This is a genomic window from Paenibacillus sp. OT2-17 (assembly GCF_009827695.1).
In the GTDB taxonomy this organism is placed as follows: Bacteria; Bacillota; Bacilli; order Paenibacillales; family Paenibacillaceae; genus Paenibacillus; species Paenibacillus polymyxa_B.
Genome location: NZ_WUDQ01000420.1, coordinates 1 through 3293, shown reverse-complemented (window position 1 = coordinate 3293; position 3293 = coordinate 1). Strand labels below are relative to the sequence as shown.

Annotated in this window: 3 protein-coding genes; all 3 read right to left on the bottom strand. The window is 44.6% G+C overall.

The window, feature by feature from the left end:
• Positions 1-379: 379 nt before the first annotated feature.
• Positions 380-1222 carry a carbohydrate ABC transporter permease gene (locus tag GRP75_RS22355; RefSeq protein ID WP_160790394.1) on the bottom strand — a complete coding sequence of 281 codons (843 nt, stop codon included), beginning with the start codon at positions 1220-1222 and terminating at the stop codon, positions 380-382.
• A gap of 28 nt (positions 1223-1250) precedes the next feature.
• A complete protein-coding gene (locus tag GRP75_RS22350; protein ID WP_053325421.1) occupies positions 1251-2129 on the bottom strand; it encodes a carbohydrate ABC transporter permease in 879 nt (292 codons plus the stop codon).
• A 94-nt stretch (positions 2130-2223) separates the two neighbouring features.
• A partial coding sequence (locus GRP75_RS22345; protein WP_160790393.1) for an ABC transporter substrate-binding protein occupies positions 2224-3293 on the bottom strand: 1070 nt, incomplete at its 5' end.

Sequence of the window (3293 nt, the reverse complement as noted above, 5' to 3'; positions counted from 1 at the left end):
ATTTAGGAGGTGTTCATGGTGGTGTATATTGAATCCCGAATAATATGCATGGTGCCGAGCACCAGAGTGATTAACAATATAATTATAATAACAATAACGGTGACTGTTATAATGGTTCTTTTAGGAATTTTTAATGTTTCATTGAAACTTTGCTTTGGATCTTTCAAAATCTGCTCACTTCTTTCCTTGCCTAGCTGTTTACCAGCATAACAGCTTCTACATAATGAACAACAGTTGAAACTTACAAAAACCTTTATTTTGTTGTAAGGTTTCTGATTAGCCACAAACCATCGTCAGATTAAACTAGCGTATGTACATAACAAAAATGCCCGGCTAGAGAATCTTTTTTCTGATTCTCAAGCCGGGCAGTTTATCCTTTCTATCCTTTTACAGCGGAACCCACCGTCATTGCCCGTTCCACTTGTTCACTCAAGAACAGATAGACTAGTACCATCGGTATGGAAGCGATAGTCATAACAGCTCCCATGGCCCCCCAATCCGTGCTGTAGGAGCCCTGGAAGAAAAGCAAGCCTAGCGGCAAGGTCTTCATATTCTCATCAGAAATCAGAATATAGGCCAAAGTGAACTCATTCCAGTTGTTCAAGAACTGAAAAATGGCTACAGTTGCAATTGCAGGCATTGCAAGCGGCATAATGATTTTCAGGAACAGTCTATAAATATTAGCTCCATCCATACATGCCGCCTCTTCAATCTCCTTAGGAATTCCTGCCAGGAACCCATAGAAAATCATTGACGAGAAAGGAAGGCCAATTGCGATATAGGGAAGAATAAGAGCTCCATACGTATTCGTAAGATGAAAATCGCGAACCAGAATCGCCAGCGGTATCATAATAACCTGTAGCGGCATAAACATTCCTATGATCATATAAGTTCGGACAGCAGACCGAAACCTCCATCTCATGCGAGCCACTGCAAAGGCAAACATCAGTGCCAGTAAAAGGATGAACAGAGTCGAAATCGTTGATACGACCAAACTGTTCAGAAAGTAACGAGGAATATTAAATTGCGTCCAGGCATTGATGTAATTTTCGTAGCGAAAATGCGTTGGTAGTCCGAATGGGTTGGTAACAAAGATCTCATCATTGTTCTTCAACGAGTAGGAAACCATCCAGAACAACGGATAAATCGAAACAATCACATACAACCACAGCGGTATCTGCAGGACAGCTTGTCTGAACTTGCTCACAGCGGTTTTACTCATTTCGTTCTCCTTTTCAATACGCACCTCATCAGGCGGTTTGTCCGCGATCGAACAGCTTATTGATAACTAAAGTTGCCAGCAGAGAGATCAGTACAAGCAGCACAGATACAGCACACGCATAGCCATAGTTGCTCTCCATAAAAGCATAGCGGTAAATCATGAATGTCATTGTATAATTTGTAGTACCAGGTCCCCCGTTAGTCATAATCAGCATCTGCACAAAGGCGCCTATCCCAGAGGTAATCGCGATAATAAAGCAGAATTTGTACGTTTCCCTCATCAGAGGAAGTGTAACATGCAGATGCGCTCTCCATTTGCTGCAACCGTCAATCGTGGCGGCTTCAAAATAGTCCTCAGGTACTGACTTAACCCCTGCATATAGCAGCGCGAATTGATACCCCATAAACTGCCAGGCATTAACGAAGGCGATGGCAATAATTGATGCTGTCGGGGAGCTCAGCCAATTTTGCTGATACGGGATATTCAAAAGATCGAACAGCCGGTTGATCAGTCCGTTGGTCGGGTCGTAAATGGCGATCCACAGCTGGCACACCACAGTTACCGACAGAACAACCGGAATAAAATAAGCCGTTTTCAGTATTTTCCGCCCGCGTGTACGCGGGTCTGCACAAATCAGCGCCAATAGCGTTCCCAGTCCAATCTGAAAGACCACCAGTACAATTGCAAATATCAATCCGTTCTTAAGCGAAGTGGAAAGTAAAGGATCGGAAAAGAGCTCCCGGTAATTACTCAATCCCGAAAAGATCGGCGTACTAAGGCCATCCCACTCATAAAAGCTACGAAGAACGGTCTGCAGAACAGGATAAATCAGGATCACACTGTACAGGATCAAAGCAGGGAGCAGAAACAGTGCCAGCGCCGGTTTGTTCCCCAAATATTTATTCATGTGTTGCTTCCACCCCTTATTTTCGGGACGGCTCCCTCCAGCGACTTATGTCGCCAGAGGTTGCTTGTCCCTGGATTATCAGTTTTCTTTCTCCTCAGTTTTCTTTCTCCAATGTACTGTTCAGATTGTTCACAAAACCCTCTACCAAAAAGTTGTCCACCATCAGATTCTGGGTATTGTCATTGATTGTGTTCTGAATTTTGGTATTGCTCAGAAGCTGAGCATATTCCTTGGCGTTTGGCAGCAACTCTTTGGCGACTCGCTGCATCATTGCTGGAACATTGGAGGCGATTTGCTTATCCACTTTCGGCGAAACGATAGGACTTCCGAGTTGGGTATATTTGTACTCGGCTGACTTTGTCGCAAGGAATGCTGCTACCTTTACGGCAGTTTCCTTGTTCTCGCTACTCGACGATACTGCGTAACCCTGTGGCGAGCCTGCACCGTCGATAAAATATTTGGACTTCTCGTAGGTTGCTTCATCCTTTGCTGGCCAGTACATCCAGTCGACCTGGTCGCCCAGCTTTTCCTGTGAACTGTAAATTTCCCATTGTCCGTTCACAAACATGGCAGCCTTTCCCTGATAGAACAGGGACGATGCCTGATCATAATTGGTGTTCGTGGCATTTGCGTCGAACAATCCGGCTTGCTGCAATTGCTTCATCTGCTGTGCTGCCGTTACAAACGCTTCTGGCAATGCTTTTACACCTTTCTGATCAAGTGCTCCGAATCCTTGTGGCTGCTCTCTTGTGACCAGCCCATTATAAAAAGCAGTCGTAATCCACTTTTCCTTGGCAAAGATCGACATGGGCACATAACCTGCAGCTTTCAACTTTTTAGCTGCTTCGCCCATCTGATCAATCGTCTTAATCGTCGTTTCGATCCCCGCCTTCTCAAAAATCGACTTGTTGTAATAGATAAGCTGGAATTCAATGCCTGTATCCGGATAAGCATACACATGATTATCTGGAGCTACTAAACGAGATTCAACACCCGGATTAAGATTCTCCTTGAATTTAGCCGTTGTCTCATAGTTGTCCAGCACCTCGACATTTTTCGATTTTGCTAAAGTTTGCAGAGTTGGCCAATCCGTGAAATAAATGTCCGGCATGTTTCCTGTCGCTGCATAAGTCTTCAGCTTCTGGTATCCGTCCTGAACGGCAG

Excerpts from the sequence above, each read along its gene's own strand:
- GRP75_RS22350 (WP_053325421.1), bottom strand. The coding sequence starts at position 2,129 with ATGAATAAATATTTGGGGAACAAACCGGCGCTGGCACTGTTTCTGCTC.
- GRP75_RS22355 (WP_160790394.1), bottom strand. The coding sequence starts at position 1,222 with ATGAGTAAAACCGCTGTGAGCAAGTTCAGACAAGCTGTCCTGCAGATA.